This window comes from Sulfurimonas sp. hsl 1-7, assembly GCF_030577135.1.
Taxonomy (GTDB): domain Bacteria; phylum Campylobacterota; class Campylobacteria; order Campylobacterales; family Sulfurimonadaceae; genus Sulfurimonas; species Sulfurimonas microaerophilus.
The window spans coordinates 155,412-172,304 of record NZ_JAUIRR010000003.1; the positions used below are offsets into that span (position 1 = coordinate 155,412).

The following is a 16,893-nucleotide window of genomic DNA, read 5'->3' on the forward strand; positions in this document are numbered from 1 at the left end:
TTAGAAAGAGAGTCCTACCGTTAGCTCAGGATATTTTCTGTAACATTGCTCCAATGGCTCACAAGTGTCATAGTACTCTACCGTATAGCCAAATGAGATGTAAGTGTTTTTACTTGTTATAACACTTAAACCTCCTCTAAAACCGTACGATGTAAAATCCTCATACATCGAGCTGTTTACAAAAGTTTGTTTCACAAAACCTCCGAGATAGGGTCTTAGTTTTCTATCGAGTGAAATATAATAATCTCCGCGTAAAGAGAGTTCATTAAACGTTGGTTCTGCACCAAGCCATGCTCTATAGTTAACACCCACGGCAAGATTATCTACAACACAATACTCTGCTCCAACACCTACTATTCCGTAGCTGCGGTTATAAGTATCTCCCGAACCTACTAAAAAGTTCAGATTAGTCTTTCCTTTTGTAAAGACATCCCCACTTACCAATGTAGCCAATAATGAAAATAAAAATACAACTCTTATCAAAATAATAACTCCTCTGCAGCATCAGAATGAACTTCTGCTTTTGGTGGTTTTGAGATATCGCTAAAGTACTCTTTTTCACCGTCAATGGTTACTTCACGTACACCTTCAGGGATATCAAACTCTCTTTTTATTTGCGGATATATCTTTAAAACTTGACGATAAAAATGTGAGAAAGCAGGAGCTGCTATCCTACCCCCTGTTTCTCTTCTGTACATAGGTGTATTATCGTCGTTTCCAAACCATACGATTGTTTCAATCGTCGGTGAATATCCAGCAAACCATCCATCGACATTAGAGTTTGTAGTCCCTGTTTTTCCGGCCAATTCGATTCCTCTGACTCTTGCACCCCTACCCGTACCGCGCTGAACAACATCACGAAGGATAGTTGTCATAATAAACGCCTGCGAGGCAGGAGAGATCTCCTCTCTTTGATCCTCTTTTTGGTAGATCTTTTTTTCATCTTTATAGATAGAACTGATCAGGTGCGTTTGCACCTGTGTCCCGTAATTTGAAAAAGATGTATAGTATTTTGCAAGCTCTAAAGGTGATACCGACATTGTCCCAAGCGAGATTGAGAGATCGTTTGGAAGATGCTTGATGTTAAACTTTTTCAGCTCTCTTATCAACTGCGGCAAGCCGATGTCGTTTACAAGGTTAATAGTTGCAAGGTTTCTTGAGTGGATCAATGCTTCTCTAAGTGGAATTAACCCTTTATAATTTTTTTCATAGTTTTTAGGCTGCCACTTCATCTCCTCACCGTCTTTTTCATAATCATATGTTTTTGCGATGTCGACTAACTCTGTTGCTCCCGAGTATCCAAGATTGATGGCAACTTGATAGATAAAAGGTTTAAATGCAGAACCAGGCTGACGTTTTCCCTGTGTAGCACGGTTGTATGAAGAGACAGTGTAGTCAACCGATCCAACCATTGCTAAAACATCTCCCGTACTTGGTTCTATTGAAACGATAGCTCCGTTTACTTTAGACAAATTGATATCTTTTGCAAGTAAAATCTCAGGATCAAGCTCTTGAAGTGCTTTAATATCTTTTTCCTCTTTTTCTTTGTACTTTTCAACCCTAGTTAAAAATCTGTCATAGGCATATTTCAATGATTCTCTTGCCGCATCTTGAAGTTTTAGATCAATTGATGTGTAGATCTCATAACCGCCTGTTTTAAAATCTTTGTATCCCATCGCATGCATTCTGCGAGCCACCTCGTCAACAATAAAAGGTGCTTTGTTTTGTGTCAATGTATCATCGTATACTTTTGGATTTTCTGCAATTGCTTTTTCGTAAGCACTATCGTCTATCCAGCCCAGTACGTGCATTCTGTTAATAACTCTGTTTGCACGCCCCATAGAGATCTCATAGTTTTTTGTCGGTGCATATGATGAAGGAGCTTTTGGAAGTCCGACAAGGATAGCTACCTCTTTAAGTGTTAATTCACTCAGTTTTTTATGAAAGTAACCGTCAGCCGCCGTTTTAATTCCGTAATATCCGTGCCCGTAATAGATCTCGTTTAAGTAGCGCTCTAAAATCTGCTCTTTTGTAAGTAGTTTTTCTATCTTGATCGCATAGATAGCCTCTTTGATCTTACGGGAGAGTTTTTTCTCACGTGTTAAAAGAACGTTTTTAACAAGCTGCTGCGTGATCGTACTTGCACCCTCAACAGCATGCCCCGCTTTGATCACTTTAAGTGCTGCACGAAAAATTGCATCGATATTAATTCCGGGATGCTCAAAAAACGTAGTATCTTCTATGGCTACCAAAGCTTCAACTACACGCGGCGGAATCTCATCAAACGGTGCATAGTAACGGTGTTTTGTATCAAAAATATTTGCTATTTTTTCCCCGTCTTTATCGTAGATACGAGTAGTAACTGAGGGGTTATAATCAACTAACGCAGAAACGTCGTAATCAAATTTAATATAAAAATAACCAAACACTATAAATGGTGATAATAATCCTAAAATAAAAAGTGTAATTATTATTTTTTTTATCATTCTCTATATTTCCTATTTGCAAAATTTGCTTCAATCAATGTTTTTGTATATTCATTTTGAGGATCGTTAATTATACTAGCCATTGTACCACATTCAACTAACTTCCCCAACTTGATTACACAGATATCTTCACAAAGTGACTGCGCTGAAGCGATGTCGTGTGTTACAAAGAGCATCTTAAAACCCTCTTTTTTTTGTAACTCTTTTAGAAGCTCTATAATGTTAATTCGTGTCTGCGGATCAAGTGCAGTTGTCGGTTCATCAAGCAGTAAGAGCTTTGGCTTTTGAGAGATTGCTATAGCTATTACAACTCTTTGAAGCTGCCCGCCTGAAAGTTCGGGAGGGTATCTCTCTAAGAGTGCAAGTTCCAGTCCCAACTCATCAAAAAGCTGCTCTATCCTTTTATGAGGAACAAAGAACTGTTTTTTTATTTTTGTAAGGGGAGAGAGTGCCGTAAAAGGGTTTTGTACAACTAAACTCACATCCCCGTTACGTCCCAGTTTGATCGCACTGTCCACTTTTATGTTTAACTCCATAGAATCAGGTAACATATCTAAAAGTGATTTGAGTGTTAAACTTTTTCCGCTTCCGCTTTGTCCCACAAGGGCTAAAGAGTTTTTCACCTCAAATGCGATATCTACCAAAGTATCACCCTTATGTTTTATCTCAAGCTTATTAATTTTCAAGATGCACCTCTTGAGATATCATTTGAGATAACAGGGTTAAATCTTCACAACTTTCACCAAGTCGTGCGATCACCCTCAAAATTGCGCTTGGAACCGTCGGCTGACGGATAGCGCCAATGCTGTAACCCTGCTCAAAGAGTTTGTTTTTGATCTCTAGCACCTTACGGTTATCCCCGATAACTATCGGTGCAATTAGCCCCTCCATCTTTAAGTCAAGCTCTTTTTTTATGATCGCCTGTCTTTTGCTGATCTCCTCTCTTAAGAGCTCTTTATTCTCTATAATATATTTCAGTGCATTATGCCCGAGCAGCGTATCGTACAGAGATAAAGATGTAGCATAGATGATAGGCTTTGCACGGTTGATGAGATACTCGTTAATATGTGCAGAGGATAAAATATACGCACCGAAACTTCCGTACGCTTTGCCGAGTGTCCCCATTTTAATATGGTTTGGTTTGATCTCAATATCGTAAAGGTCATACACACCCATAAGTTTTTTGCCGACAATGCCGCTGCTATGTGCTTCATCTACAATTAAAATAGCTTCATATCGGTCACAAAGTGCAAAAACCTCTTTTGAACACAGATCGCCGTCCATAGAGTAGATCCCCTCAACCGCTACGATGTTTCTTTTTGCATCTGAATTTTTGAGTAAATTCTCCAATTCATCCATATCGTTGTGTTTGAAAAAAGTGACATCTACATGTTCAAGGTTTGTAGCAAGCACTCCTGAAGCGTGATAGAGCTCATCCATAAAAAGCTTGTCACCTTTTCGTACCAAAGACTCGATCAAGGCGATATTTGCATTAAAGCCGCTGCCTAAAACAACGCCCGCTTCAAAACCGTTTATGCTGCACAACTCATCTTCAAAATCTTTATGTATCTGATGATAACCGTTTACTAAAAGGGAAGCTTTTGAACTATGGAGATCTAACTCATTTAAAACCTCTACAGTTTTGCGGTGCAGCTCTTTATTGTGAGCTAGTCCCAGATAATCATTTGAGGCAAAATCTTTTATCTTATAATCTAAAACTTCACGTGTACGAAAACGCCCCGACTTTTTTAACGCTTTTATTTCGTTGCTATAAAAATTCATCTGGTTACTACTTGATTTCTACCGTTTGCTTTTGCTTGATAAAGTGCTTCATCCGCTCTGGTTAAAAGATGATCCGAATCTTCACCTAGGATATATTCGGTTACACCGAAACTCATAGTAATCGGTAACACTACTTTATGTTCAGCTACTTTTTTTCTTACTTTTTCTGCTAACTTTGCACCTTTTTGAGCATCTGCATACGGGACGATAATCACAAACTCTTCACCGCCCATTCTACAAAAGATGTCTGCCTCTCTAATCATTGTAGAGATCAGTTTTGTGTACTCAATCAGTACATTATCCCCGACACCGTGACCGTGTTTATCGTTCACTCGTTTAAAATGATCTATATCTATCATAATAACTGCTATAGGGAACTTGTAACGTTTTGCAAGGGAGATGGTCTCTTCAATTTTTGTTTTGTAAAAGCGTCTGTTACCAATATTTGTCAATGAATCCGTAATAGTTAATTTTTCCAATTTTATTTTATACATCTCTTCATTGGTTACATCGGAAAAAATAGCACTGTAGTACCCTTTCTCTTCAGAAACCAGTGAAACACCTACCGTAAAATAGTAGCTTTGATTGTTATAATTGATTTTAACCTTGTTTCTTTTTTCAGGATTGTTCAGGATGTAATCGATCCATAATTCGCCGTCCATATATCTCGTTATATATCCCTCTTCATGTACAAAAAGTTCACATATACACCCGTATCTATCTTTAAACTCGTCAATATCCTTCTCTTTTGAGAAGTACTTAAAAAATGTTTGATTAACATCTATAATTCTGTTTTTGTCGTTTATAACAACTATATTTGTTGAAGAGTCTATAATATTTTTTATATAAGATTTTTGACGTGCTAAAAGATAAAAAAGTACAAGATTTACCATACCTGCTAAGATAAGGATAAAGATAAATCCGATTGCTACCCACTTAAAGATGAAAAACTCTTCATCATCGGTAGATATATCCGCCAACTTTTGAAACATTATATAGTACCCAAGAGTCTCTTTGTTAAAATCAACTATTGGATAAGATACTATCATGTAACCGTTTTCAATCTTATACCCAGTAGAGAAATAGTTCTCTACCCCCTCGCGTTGCAGATACTCCAGTTTCTCTTTTGGAACATCAAAGTTTGCGATGTAATACCCCTCTAAAAAGGTTTCGGTGAAAGGATACTGCAGTTTTTGAGTATGTTTTTTATTTAGCATAACTACAGAATCTATCTTAGATTTTTTAAGACCTTTTTCTATAGAGTTAAAGTGTGAAATCAGCTCAAGTATACCAACTACACGATTTGATTCCATTATTGGCACTATTGCCTTAATCGCAACAGTAAACTTTCCAGAACTTATTGTATAGAGAACTTTTTTTGTTTTTAGAACCTCTGCAAGATCAGCTCTTACATTTGTTAAGTCATCTCCGCGTCTATTGGTCCAGCTTCTATATACTGAGTTTAAATCTTTATCTATTATATTGAACCATATGTTTTTATACTCTGTATCTTGTTTTAATTTTTTTACTAACTCTTTATAATATTGTCTATGAACTTTTCTGTGCTTTATCTCTTCAATTAGACGTTGATCTTGAGAGAGCACTAAAGCAATTGCTAAAGTAGCTTTTTGTTTTTCGTAAATCATCTGAGCTACACGAGACTGCATACTTGTTGCTTGATGCTTGTAATTCTCTTCTTGCATCTCATGTTTTTTAGCATTTACAAAATCAAAGTAGTAATACGAAGCTACCATTAAAATAGAGATAAAACTTGCTAAGAATATATAGATCTTACGGTTGTTGAAAATATTCATCTACATAAACCTCTTGAGCACTTCTACACTGAGTCCCATTGCAGTACTTTCATACCCGCGTACATCTTTAATATACGACTTGCAAAACCCTTCTACCATACAGCCGCCCGCTTTTCCACGCCACATGCCGCTTTCTAAATAACTCTCTAAATCATCATGATCAAACTCATCAAAGATATAATCTGTTTTAGAGATATCTACTATCTTCTTTGTTTGTGAATGGTAGATCATGCAAGTGATAATACTTGTAATATTTCCACTTTGCGTTAGTAAAATATTACGAGCATCATCTTTACATTTTGCTTTTCGAAGAATTTGGTTTTGTGAGGTAACAACGGTATCGGCAACTAAAAGTGGATAATCATTAATCCCAAAAGCTTTGAGATTTGCTTCATACTTTCCAAGTGTTGCCTGATATACGAAGTTTTTTGGAGAGGTTGCAACTATGCTCTCTTCATCAAACTCTACACTCTCTTGAATAAAGTCTATCTCTGCATTTTGCAGTAAAAGTGCACGAGTCTCAGATGAAGAAGCAAGTCTAATACGCATTTCTAAGGGTAACTCCTAAGAATATAGCGATAACTCCTAAAATAATATTTAAAGGAACCATATATTTTCCGATAAGTTCTAAAGCTTTTTTAGCACCTGCACTGTCACCTGCATCTAAAAGTTTTTGTGCTTTGTTACGTCTTAAAATCATAGCTAAAAGATTCACTGCCATTACCATCCAAATAACCTCTTTCACATGTACAAGGTTATAGATATACATTGCATAGTCATCAATTACATTACCGCTTGCATCAACAGCTGCCGCACGAAAGCCTAAGCCCACAGCCATAATAACAGCCGTAATAATTAAGATAAATACAAACGGAGAAACTATTGTAAATAATCTCTTTAAGGCATGTGCACTTCTTTGCATTCTGTGAAGCGGTGACTCAATTTGAGCAAATGAGTAATGAGCAGCATATCGCATCGCGATCATACCACCAACCCATACAACTGCACTGATTACGTGTAAAAAAACAATAATTGTTTTATATTCCGCAAAAAGTTGTACCAGAAAATCTTTCATTAGTTAAGTACCTCTTGAATATATTGTAAAGATGCTTCTTTCGCTTCAGGAAGTTTTGTTTTATCTTTTCCACCCGCTTGAGCAAAGTCAGGACGGCCGCCGCCGCCACCACCAAGTATCGGTGCAATTTGTTTGATCCAGTCACCTGCTTTAGCATCACAATCTTTGATACCCGCAGCAATTAAAACTTTATCCCCTTTTACTTGGAAAAGCATTGCAGCAACTTTATCGTGTTGATTTTTAAGCTCATCGATTTTTTCTTTAATGTCACCGCTTGGAAGCTCTTCAACAACTACAGCTACACCGTTAATCTCATTTACTTTGATTTCAACTTTTGCAGATTCTTGAGCCTCTTTAACTTCAACTTTCAACTCTTCTATAGTCGATTTAAGTCTGTTAATACCTGCAAGAACATCAAGGTTTTTCACTTCAGTTTCTACTTGTTTGAGTAGAGTTCTTTGTTCACAGAAGTAATCGTATGCAGCTTTTCCACATACAGCTTCAATACGTCTAACTCCCGCACTTACACCACTCTCTTTAGTGATGATGAAACTTCCGATGTTTGCAGTGTTGTCAACGTGAACACCACCACAGAACTCAACACTTGCTTTCTCAAAGCTTACAACGCGAACCTCATCACCATACTTCTCACCAAACTGGCTTTTTGCACCTGAATGTTTTGCTTCTTCGATCGGCAGAACTTCAGTTTTTCTCTCAATGCCACGAGAAACAAGTGCATTTACACGTGCTTCAATTTCAGTGAGTTCTTCAGCAGTCACAGCTTTAGGGTGTGAAAAGTCAAAACGTAAACGGTTTGCTTCATTAAGTGATCCAGCTTGTGCAATATGGTCACCAAGTACATCATAAAGAACTGCGTGTAAAAGGTGTGTTGCCGAATGGTGTTTGATGATCTCATTTCTTGAAATATCTACATGAGAATCAACTACAGTTCCAACACTTAGATCTTTTGTCACTTCAATCTCTGAAAGATTTAATTCAAAGAATTTTTTAGTGTCTAAAACTTTTGCAAAACCTTCTAGCTCACCAGAGTCTCCCGTCTGCCCACCGCTTTCAGCATAAAATGGAGTGATGTCAAGATATACCCAACCTTTTTCACCCGCTTTAAGCGTGTCAACTTTTTTGTACGCTTCATTTAAAAGTGCTTTTACTTCTCCAGAATGTTCTGTAAAGTCATATCCAACAAATACATTTTCGCCAAACTCTTCTATAAGTTCTTTAAAGTCACCGTGTGCTGCTGCATCACCGCTTCCTTTCCAATTCGCTTTTCCAAGTTGTTTCTGCTCAGTCATAAGTGCTTCAAATTTTTGGGCATCTAATCCTAAACCTTTTTCACGAAGCATATCTTCAGTTAAGTCTAACGGGAAACCGAAAGTATCGTAAAGTTTAAATGCAACCTCACCTGAGAACACATCTTTAGTATTATCAAGTTCTTTTTCAAAAAGTGCAATTCCATTCTCAATAGTTTTGAAAAATCTTGCTTCTTCAAGTTCGATCTGTTCTTTTACTGCATCAGCTTTTTCTGCCAAATACTCATACTGTCCATGCATAATGCTTACAAGGGTATCTACGATTTTGTACATAAACGGCTCACGGAATCCTAAAAGATACCCGTGTCTTACTGCACGACGAAGGATACGGCGAAGTACATAACCACGTCCTTCGTTTGAGAAGTTTACACCCTGAGCAAGTAAGAACAGAGTCGTTCTGATATGATCAGCAATAACACGATAACTCGCACCCGTTGCATACGTGTATTCTTTTGAAATAAGCTCTTCTACTTTGCGGATTAACGGCATAAACAGAGATGAACCGTAATTTGAAAGTGCACCCTCTTTGATAGCAACTACACGCTCTAGTCCCATACCGGTATCGATCGAAGGTTTTGCTAATGGAATTCTCTCACCACCTGCAACTTTTACCTCATACTGCATGAAAACAAGGTTCCAGATCTCTAAAAATCTGTCACCATCACCACCCATATAGTCCTCTGGACCGCTAAAGTGTTCAGCACCTTGATCGTAAAAGATCTCACTACATGGACCACACGGACCCGTATCACCCATTGACCAGAAATTGTCTTTGTCACCAAGACGCATAATGCGATCTTTTGCTACATACTTCATCCAAATCGCTTCGGCTTCATCATCACTCTCATGAACAGTCACCCATAACTTTTCGATCGGAAGTTCTAGAACTTCAGTGATAAATTCCCAAGCATGTGAAATAGCTTCCTCTTTGAAGTAATCACCAAAACTAAAGTTACCAAGCATTTCGAAAAAAGTGTGGTGACGCGCAGTGTGTCCAACATTTTCAAGGTCGTTGTGTTTTCCACCCGCACGGATACAAGTTTGGCATGAAGTTGCACGAGGGTTTTCAGGTGTTGGTATTTCACCTGTAAAAATAGTTTTAAACGGTACCATTCCTGCATTGTTAAAAAGCAGTGTAGCATCATCTGGCACTAAAGGCGCAGAAGCTACTCTATCGTGTTGTTTTGATTCAAAAAACTTAAGAAACTCTTCTCTAATATCCATCAATATATCTCTTCTTGTAAAATTATGCGATTATATCTAAAAATCGCTAAAAGTTAGCTCATCTTTGATTTTTAGGGCTTTATAGTGGCTTTGAAATAAGTCTGCTGCTATCCCGTTTTCATACTTAAGTATCTCTTTTTTTTGATCTAAAACAGGTGTCGTTTTATATCCGCAAGAGGGGGATTTTGATTTTAAAACTATCGCATCTGCATCTTGATTTTTTTCAATAAATGAGAGTATCTCATCTTCTAAAAGTTGTGTCACGTCTTTATTTGTCTCATCTGTTACGATCCTCTTTTTTCCATCTATAAGCATCACATTAATACGCTCTCTGGGAGTTCCAAAAAGTGGCGCTTCGGGACAAAAAGGGATAATCTCGTACTCTTTAAAATATTCCAATAACTCATCATATTTTTTTGTTTTTCCGTCATAACGGCAAAACTCCCCTAACAAACACGCAGAGATGATCACTTTTTTTCTCATTTTTACACCTAATAGATATTTTTTTTGCTATTATCTTGAAATGATTTCTTTTGCACCTTTTACTAAAAAGACAGTATCGATACCAAAAACTCTCAAGAACTATACTCAACAGAAAAATATTAACATAAAAGATATTGATTTTACTCTTGAAAAGTATGAAACACTTGTTCGACGTAAAGATATTAAAGATGATCTCATTGTAGAAAATCCTGCCGAGATAGATCAAGAGATTTTACTTGACAAAGATGCAAGGATCTATCAACGCTACGATATTAAAATATTCCCTTCTGACCTAGATATAAACTCTTATAAAATAACACTAGCTGCAAACAAACAAAAAACAAAAGTGATAGCAATTATAAAAGCGGGAAGTATCTTTAACAAAGATGACACACTTTCTGAAAAACTTTTAACACAGATCCGTCACAAAAAACTTGCCACAGGCTTTTTAATAGATATTTTTGAAGAAGGTCTAGAAAAACAGTTAGAAAAATTGGTAAAAATTCTCCCTTACGGTAAAAAACTGACAAAAGATGTAAAATTTGTTGTAGCAAAAGGGATTGAACCGATTGACGGTAATGACGGAGAGCTACAAAAAGTCTACTTATCATATCAACAAGATGAGCAAAGAAACTATATAGACGGAATAAAAAAAGGGGAGTTAATCCTCCGTTATAAAAAACCTCTAAACGGTAGCGGCGGACGCTCTTGTGAAGGGAAATATATCCCTGAAAAGCTAGCTCAGAACTTTACTATACCGGAGATGGATGAGAGTGTTATTCTCAAAGAAAACGATAGATTTCTGGAATTTTATGCAAACGATAACGGTTTTGTCGAATATGACGACAAGACACTGAAAATCTCTAAAATGCTAAAACTCGAAGGGGCTGATTATAAGTCGACGGGACACCTGGATGCAAAAGAGCTAAAAGATGAGATCAGTGTTGAGATAAGGCACAATAAAGAAGCGTATGATGATGCGATCGGAGAGGGATTAAAAGTTGATGTAAAAGATTTACATGTAAATGGAAGCATAGGCTCAAACGTAAATGTAGCTGCCAAAAGTGTAAACATTGATGCACAAACACATAAAAGAGCAACTTTTACAGTTGAAGAGAAAGCAAATATCAAACTTCACAGGGGTGATCTTACGGCTAATCATGCCGAAATCGAGATACTTGAAACAGGAAAAATAACAGCTCACAAATCGATTCATGTTAAAAAAGTTGTCGGTGGGGAACTGATTGCCCCTAAAATATATATTGATGAACTCGTTTCCAATGCAAAAATTATAGCTTCCGAACTTATAGAGATAAAAAGTATCAGAGGTTCTAACAACACTTTAATGATCAATCCTGATAAAGTTAAGGCTTACCATCAAGAGAAAGAAGATTTGAAAAATGGTATCAAGAACAAAAAGAAAAAGTATCAAGAGGAGTTTGATGCTTTACATAAAGAGATAGCAGAACACGCCCAAGAAATAGATAGAATAAAAACATTTCAAAAACGTATACTTGCAGCACAGTCAACTGGTAAAGCACCAACAAAACAAGATCTAATTCGTGTTCGAGAGTATAAAAGGAAATCTCAAGAGTTCAAAGAGAGAGAAGATCAATTCAAAGAGAAAGAAGAGTCCATAAAACAGATGGAAGCCGAACTTGAAAAGTTACTAGAGCAGGATCTTCACGCTGAGATTAGAACCAAGTCACTTTATGATGGCCATATAAAAGTAATATTTGTAAACCCTGACGATGGGAAGGAACTTGTATTTATGCCGCAAGGGCAAGTTGAAGTTATTTCGCTCAAACTTGATGAGCGAAATAACAGAGTAATCAAAACTTAGCAGATCACAATTGACTTAATTTCAGTCATCTCTTCGATCGCAAATCTTGGACCTTCACGTCCCACACCGCTTAGTTTTACACCGCCGTATGGCTGAATGTCAAAACGCAATGTCGGCATATCGTTGATCACTATTCCCCCTGCATCAAGTTCATCGATAGCTCGGTTTGTAATCCTTAGATCGTTTGTAAAAACTGAGAACTGTAAACCGTACGGCGAGTTGTTCATACGCGGAAGTGCATCATCAAAACCGTTTACACGCACAAGTGATACGATAGGAGCAAACACCTCTTCACATACTATCGCCATATCGTCATGAACCTCTGTCATTACACAAGGATAAAAAAGTCGTCCTTCTCTGTGAGGCGGTAACATCGGTTGGGCACCCTCTTCTATTGCCGATTCAACCCAGTTCATTGCTCGTTCACACGCTTCATCATCTATAAGCGGTCCCATAAATGTTTCATCCTCATACGGACTTCCCACTTTAAGTTTTTTCGTCTCTTCGGCCATAAGTGCTGCAAACTCATCATATACCGCATCATCTACATAAATTCTCTGTAAAGAGATACATACCTGTCCCGAGTTTACAAATGCACCGAGTGCACAACGCTCAGCCGCTAGTTTTAAATCCGCTGTTTTTTCAATAAACGTCGCGGCATTTCCACCGAGCTCAAGACCCACTTTTTTAATTCCTGCATTTTTAGTGATAATGTTCCCTACAGGCACGCTTCCCGTAAAGCTCACAACACGAGGAATATCTGAAGTAATAAGTGCACTTCCAACCTCGGCATCACCGTACACTACACTTAAAGCATCTTTGATAGCATACTCACTCTCAATGAAAAGTTTTGCAAATTTATAGGCAGTAAGAGGAGCTTCGGGAGTCGGCTTAAGTACTACGGCATTTCCGGCAACAAGTGCAGGCCCCAGTTTATGAGCTACTAAGTTAAGTGGAAAGTTAAAAGGTGTAATCGCTACTACTACACCTACAGGCTCACGACGAAAAAGTGCGAGTGTCTTTTTCCCGCTAGCCATAGCGTCTGTATTGATCGTTTCACCAGCCATTGTGCGCATAGTCTCAGCCGAGAGTGTCAATGTTTCTATACATCTCTCCACCTCTATACGGGCAAATGCTATAGGTTTTCCAACCTCATCGGTAATCGTTTGTGCAATATCTTCTTTTGCTTCTTTGAGTTTTGACACAACATCTAAAAGCCAGTTGCATCTTTGAGAAAGTGTTGAGAGTTTTGCACTCTTTGCTGCTTGCTGGGCAATCTCCAGTGCTTTGTTTGCATCTCCGGCATCACATATCGGAGATTTAGAAACCACTTCACCGTTATATGGTGATTTTCGTTCATTAAATGTATCTTTCGTAGCGGCTTGTGAGCCGAAAAATATCTTTGCTTCCATCTAATTCTCCGTAAAAGTATAATTGAAAAATTATACCATCTTTGAATTAAATGAAAAAATTTTTACCAGCCTCTAATTACTGTATGACAAGCTACACAATCATTAAGAACTTTACCGTATTTCTCAGTTGCCGTAGTAAACTCATCATTTTCGATAGCTTTTTTCAGTACCTCTAAATCTTCACTAAGATTATTTGTAATGTTTTGTGTAACACGAACCTTGTTGTTATTAGGAATAAATGTTGTTACATCAACTGTCTTAAATATTGCATCAGAGTTTTTTAGAGTTTCTATACCTTTTAAAATCTCACTTTTAGAGTTAAACATAAACCCTCTTTGTACTTGTTGCATACCTCTATCCATCAATTGCATTGTTGCAGTAATAGTCGTGTCAGCTGCAAAAGTTGCTACAGAAGTCAAAGCCAATGCCAACATAAGTTTTTTCATACGATATCCTTAATAATTACTTTTCTAAATGTTACTACTTTAATAATTAAAACTTTATAAAGTTATATTTTCAACTAATACTACTTCATCTAACGTTACAACAAGTGCATCAAAAGTAAAATCACACTCGGTATTGTGCTTTTTCATATATACATTTGCCGTTTTAATAATACGGGAAAGCTTTGTCGGAGTGATGTTGGCAATGGCACTCTCATAATCATCTCCGCTTTTTACTTCAACAAAATGGAGCACCCTCTCTTTTCTCACAATAATATCAATTTCACCAAAACGGCTATAGAAGTTTCTCTCGATAATTTCATACCCGTTTTCCTCTAGAAAAACAGTCGCTTTATCCTCTGCAACCCTACCTTTTTCTCTACTCATTCCGATGAAATCTCCCCTATCTAATCTAAAACTTTAAGTCAATCATTATAAGTTAGCGCTATACTAAAATTATTTGAGATGGAGGATTACTATGAATTACTTCAAATCCTACACTGTATTATATCTTATCCTATTTTGTCTGGAACTACATGGCGATGATGATCCGCAAGAGTTGATGGATGATGCCCACTGTATGCGTTGTCACGCTACAACTGATTTTCAACCGAGAGAGGAGAAGGTTAACAGCTTTAGAAAACTGCACCACCAAGTTGGTGTATGTGCAGAGAATAATTTTGCCGGATGGTTTGAAGAGGAAAAGTTAGATGTTTCCAATCATCTTGACTGGAAACATTATCATTTTAAAAGTGGTAAATAATTTTTAGCACTTGATTACATCGACTTTGATCGACTTAAATGCAGCTGTTAAGATCAGCTCATCTCTTGCATCACCAAAGAGATTATTTATCTTTGATTTTGCATGGTGGAATGTTACAAACAGCGTATTTGGTTTGATCTTGTCTGTAATTTTTACAGTGAGCGGTGTAGATTCACCGAACTCACTTTTAAGAATCACTTTCTCTGTAGTAAAATGCTCAGCATCCGCTTCGCTTACAAGTAAAACATCCTCGTCGTATCTATCGTTTAACTTTTCAGAACGTTTTGTCTGTGCAGCATTGTTATAGTGCGCTAAAGTTCTTCCCGTTGTCAGATAAAAACCGCTGAGTTTATTACCCAGTATCTCTTCTACCATGTTACGCGGTTCATACTGTTTGTATTTGAAATATCCGTAACCGTCCGGTGTTCTGAAATCCAACTGGTGCAAGATCGGTGTATCTTCCGTGTGAACAGGCCATTGCAGTCCACGTTTACGGTGTTTTTCAAGTCTGTGATAATCAGCTCCGCTAAAACGTCTGTACGCAACTTCACGCACCTCATCCCAAACATCTTGAGAAGTTGCATAGTTTGCTGAACCGCCCATTTTGTTATCAAGGATCTGTAAAACTTCCCAGTCATCAGGAAGATCAGATTTTACAAGCGGTTGAGAAAGGTGTAAACGTCTCATCGCATTTACATATACACCCGTTTTTTCATACGCAGATTTAACACCCACTACGATGTCCGCACGCTCTGCTACATCTGTCATAAACAGTTCTTGAACAAAAAGAAGTTCCAACTCGTTAAACGCTTTGTCGATTTTGTTTAGGTTCGGATGGATATGTGTTAAATCCTCACCGATGTTCAAAACAGCTTTCAGGCGACCCTCTAACATCTCATCAACAAGCTGAGGAGTCATTAACCCCACCTCTTTAGGCTCTTGATAATCCGGATCATAATATGGAAGCATACCCATATCACAAGTCCCCTGAACATTATTTTGTCCGCGTAGAGGCATAAGACCTGCACCGCTTTTTCCGACATTACCCGTCATAAGTGCCAAGTGTGTGATCGCCATTACCGCGTATGAGCCGTCAAGGTGCTCAGTGATCCCAAGACCCCAGAAGATCATAGATTTTTTCAGAGCATACTCACGAGCCACTTTACGGATCATTTTACCCATATGCTCATACCCTTCGATCTGCTCAAAGAACTCAGGTTTTGCGTATGGATCATTTAAAATTTTCTCTTTAAACTCTAAGAACCCTTTTGTACGATCAGCTATAAAACTCTCATCGTAAAGCTCTTCATCGATAATCGTATATGCAAGCATATTTAAAACCATTAAGTTCGCTTCATGAGGGATGATAGCTTTGTATTTTGCAAAACGGTGGAGTTTAATTTCACGTACGTCAAATACTGCTAAGTTATCGTTTTCACGTGCCACGTCTAAGATACGATTTGCAATGATCGGATGGGCTTCTGTTGTGTTTGAGCCTATTACAACCATAAATTCAACATTATAGATGTCGTTATAAGGGTTTGTTGCCGCACCCTCACCGATAGTTGCACGCATCCCTTTAAGCGACGGAGAGTGACAAACCCTAGCACAGTTATCTACGTGCGGTGAGTTAAGCGTATGACGTGTAAACTTTTGGAAAAGGTATGAAGATTCACACGAAGTTCTAGCACCTCCGATAGATGCGACAGATTTTCTGCCGTACGTCTCTTGAAGCTCTTTTAACTTCATAGCACAGGCAGTAGTAGCAGCATCTAAATCTGTTTCATACCAAGTATCATCGTACTCTTTTAGCGCCGATGCCACAACCTCTTTAATCGCCGGATTTTTCTCTAAAAAGCTTTTACGAATACGCGGTATTCTCAGTCTGTCTTCGGCATCAACAAAATCAAAACCGTACTTCCCTTTTATACAGAGTTTCCCCTGAGAAACCACACCGTCAGGATGAGCAAAGATCTTTACAATCTTATTCTCTTTTGTATCCACATTTGCTGCGATATCACACCCTACACCACAGTATGTACATACGCTATCTATAGTTTCGATATTTTCCATTTTCTCCCCAATACTCTTTCCATAAAACTTTTTTTCTTTATGGTTTTTAGAAATATTATCTCTTTATTTTTAGGCTCTTGAGCCAACGGAGGGTTTTTCCTGAAAAATAAAGAGATAATATTTCGCTATATTTTTAGCCGACAATCAGCTTAGAAAGTTTACAATTG

The 16,893-nt window shown here is 37.7% G+C and carries 15 protein-coding genes; 2 read left to right on the forward strand and 13 right to left on the reverse strand.

Translation table 11 applies throughout. From position 1 onward, the window contains the following. The 9 genes from QWY88_RS07280 to QWY88_RS07320 are packed head-to-tail and all read right to left on the reverse strand — an operon-like array spanning position 1 to position 10,192. On the reverse strand, positions 1-483 hold the full coding sequence (locus QWY88_RS07280; protein ID WP_304545620.1) for a hypothetical protein: 483 nt from the start codon (positions 481-483) through the stop codon (positions 1-3). Beyond that, positions 480-2,486, reverse strand: a complete 2,007-nt coding sequence (locus QWY88_RS07285) for a penicillin-binding protein 1A (RefSeq protein WP_304545622.1) — start codon at positions 2,484-2,486, stop codon at positions 480-482. Before QWY88_RS07285 ends, QWY88_RS07280 begins: the two co-directional genes overlap by 4 nt. Further along, positions 2,483-3,172 (reverse strand): ATP-binding cassette domain-containing protein, encoded by a 690-nt coding sequence (locus tag QWY88_RS07290; RefSeq protein ID WP_304545625.1) that lies wholly within the window; start codon positions 3,170-3,172, stop codon positions 2,483-2,485. Before QWY88_RS07290 ends, QWY88_RS07285 begins: the two co-directional genes overlap by 4 nt. Next, entirely contained in the window at positions 3,162-4,268 is a 1,107-nt protein-coding gene (locus QWY88_RS07295) for an aminotransferase class I/II-fold pyridoxal phosphate-dependent enzyme (protein WP_304545626.1), read from the reverse strand. The genes QWY88_RS07290 and QWY88_RS07295 overlap by 11 nt, the downstream gene beginning before the upstream one ends. Further along, the gene (locus QWY88_RS07300) at positions 4,265-6,082 is read right to left on the reverse strand and encodes a sensor domain-containing diguanylate cyclase (RefSeq protein WP_304545628.1); all 1,818 of its coding nucleotides are present in this window, start codon (positions 6,080-6,082) and stop codon (positions 4,265-4,267) included. Before QWY88_RS07300 ends, QWY88_RS07295 begins: the two co-directional genes overlap by 4 nt. Further along, positions 6,083-6,631, reverse strand: a complete 549-nt coding sequence (gene maf / locus QWY88_RS07305) for a septum formation inhibitor Maf (RefSeq protein WP_304545630.1) — start codon at positions 6,629-6,631, stop codon at positions 6,083-6,085. Then, on the reverse strand, positions 6,621-7,157 hold the full coding sequence (locus QWY88_RS07310; protein ID WP_304545632.1) for a hypothetical protein: 537 nt from the start codon (positions 7,155-7,157) through the stop codon (positions 6,621-6,623). Before QWY88_RS07310 ends, maf begins: the two co-directional genes overlap by 11 nt. Next, on the reverse strand, positions 7,157-9,709 hold the full coding sequence (gene alaS / locus QWY88_RS07315) for an alanine--tRNA ligase (protein WP_304545634.1): 2,553 nt from the start codon (positions 9,707-9,709) through the stop codon (positions 7,157-7,159). The genes QWY88_RS07310 and alaS overlap by 1 nt, the downstream gene beginning before the upstream one ends. A gap of 36 nt (positions 9,710-9,745) precedes the next feature. Further along, positions 9,746-10,192: a 2-thiouracil desulfurase family protein gene (locus QWY88_RS07320; RefSeq protein WP_304545636.1), complete on the reverse strand. Its 447-nt coding sequence runs from the start codon at positions 10,190-10,192 to the stop codon at positions 9,746-9,748. Positions 10,193-10,232: 40 nt separating this feature from the next. Here QWY88_RS07320 and QWY88_RS07325 point away from each other — a divergent pair, with 40 nt between their 5' ends. Beyond that, a complete protein-coding gene (locus tag QWY88_RS07325; RefSeq protein WP_304545638.1) occupies positions 10,233-12,035 on the forward strand; it encodes a flagellar assembly protein A in 1,803 nt (600 codons plus the stop codon). Here QWY88_RS07325 and QWY88_RS07330 read toward each other — a convergent pair. The 3 genes from QWY88_RS07330 to QWY88_RS07340 all read right to left on the reverse strand — a co-directional run bounded on the left by QWY88_RS07330 (position 12,032) and on the right by QWY88_RS07340 (position 14,277). Then, positions 12,032-13,447, reverse strand: a complete 1,416-nt coding sequence (locus tag QWY88_RS07330) for an aldehyde dehydrogenase family protein (protein WP_304545640.1) — start codon at positions 13,445-13,447, stop codon at positions 12,032-12,034. The two genes, QWY88_RS07325 and QWY88_RS07330, sit on opposite strands and share 4 nt — an antisense overlap. A gap of 62 nt (positions 13,448-13,509) precedes the next feature. After that, positions 13,510-13,893, reverse strand: a complete 384-nt coding sequence (locus QWY88_RS07335; RefSeq protein ID WP_304545642.1) for a cytochrome C — start codon at positions 13,891-13,893, stop codon at positions 13,510-13,512. A gap of 54 nt (positions 13,894-13,947) precedes the next feature. Further along, positions 13,948-14,277, reverse strand: coding sequence for a YraN family protein (locus tag QWY88_RS07340; RefSeq protein WP_304545644.1), 330 nt, complete (start codon positions 14,275-14,277; stop codon positions 13,948-13,950). 91 nt (positions 14,278-14,368) lie between these two features. On the opposite strand from QWY88_RS07340, the gene QWY88_RS07345 reads away from it, so the two are divergent. Beyond that, positions 14,369-14,653: a hypothetical protein gene (locus QWY88_RS07345; protein WP_304545647.1), complete on the forward strand. Its 285-nt coding sequence runs from the start codon at positions 14,369-14,371 to the stop codon at positions 14,651-14,653. A gap of 3 nt (positions 14,654-14,656) precedes the next feature. Here the strand turns inward: QWY88_RS07345 and QWY88_RS07350 are convergent, their stop codons facing one another. Next, complete coding sequence (locus QWY88_RS07350) at positions 14,657-16,726, reverse strand: molybdopterin oxidoreductase family protein (protein WP_304545648.1); 2,070 nt, start codon at positions 16,724-16,726, stop codon at positions 14,657-14,659. Positions 16,727-16,893 lie beyond the last annotated feature (167 nt).